The organism is Polynucleobacter sp. MWH-Loch1C5 (genome assembly GCF_018881775.1).
GTDB lineage: Bacteria > Pseudomonadota > Gammaproteobacteria > Burkholderiales > Burkholderiaceae > Polynucleobacter.
This window is the reverse complement of record NZ_JACVPR010000004.1, coordinates 701-1,867: the sequence shown is the minus strand read 5'-3', so window position 1 is coordinate 1,867 and position 1,167 is coordinate 701. Positions and strand designations below refer to the sequence as shown.

Annotated in this window: 1 protein-coding gene; it reads right to left on the bottom strand. The window is 45.7% G+C overall.

Annotated features, from left to right (window positions below):
* Positions 1–1,167: YDG domain-containing protein (locus ICE94_RS08420; RefSeq protein WP_216151140.1), on the bottom strand; the 1,167-nt coding region annotated here is incomplete at both ends.

Genomic DNA, 1,167 nt, shown 5'->3' with positions numbered 1-1,167 from the left:
CCAGCACCGATGGTTGTCGCACCAGTATAGGTGTTAGCACCTGTCAAGACCGTCGTGCCAGTACCATTCTTTGTTAGAGTACCGTTACCTTCCAATACACCAGCTATCGTATCGGTTGTTCCTGTTGCTGGGGCTACTGTGATGCCAGAACTTGTCGTAATCGTTGTGCCTGATGACGTATTCAACTGAACTACATTCAAGCTAGTGGCTGAGATAGAACCATTGGTCACTGTCAACGACCCACCACCAGACAATGTTGTAATCTCAACCAAACCAGTAGATGCAGGACTGGTTCTACCTGATACGGAGTCATCAAAAGTCACCGTCTTGCCAGCACCAATCACTACAGCAGAGACGTTCGCTAAATCAGGAACAGCTCCTGGTGTACTTGTACCAGTCACAGCCCAGTTAGCAGGGTTAAACCAGTCACCTGTGGAACCACCAATCCATGTTACAGATGTTTGACGAGTAATGGTACTTGAGCTATTACCAGCCAAGGTCACGGTATAGTTGTTACCACTATTACCATCAGAGATAGTCACACCACTTAAAGTCACTGTTCTGTCGCCAGAACCTACATTCTTACTACTATAAGTAATCGTTGCAGCAGTGACTGTATCGCCACCTACCAAAGTAGAACCAATCGAAGTTAAATTGCCCGCTGTAACCATATAAGTAGTCAAACCATCGTAAGCCTTCGTTACAGATGGCGCAGTTAATGTCACTGATCTCTTGTCAATATCAGCCGTTCTTGTATATGTATTAAGCGTGTAGTTACCCGCATCCGTACCCGTCAATGACAAGCCAGTAATCGTCACTGTCTTACCAGTACCAAAGTTCTTCGTATCAAATGCACCAGCTGCTGTACCTGTCAAACTGACAGACTCACTACCAATATACCTACCATCATTGGCAGCAGTACTTGAGCCCGTCAATACAGCCGTACCACTCAAGCTCGCTGTTGTATTACCATCATAGGTCTTGTTCGCAGCTGTTAAACCAGAGATATCCAATGCCTTCTGAGTAATATTCGCGGTTGTTGTATATGTATTAAGCGTGTAGTTACCCGCATCCGTACCCGTCAATGACAAGCCAGTAATCGTCACTGTCTTACCAGTACCAAAGTTCTTCGTATCAAATGCACCAGCTGCTGTACCTGTCAAACTG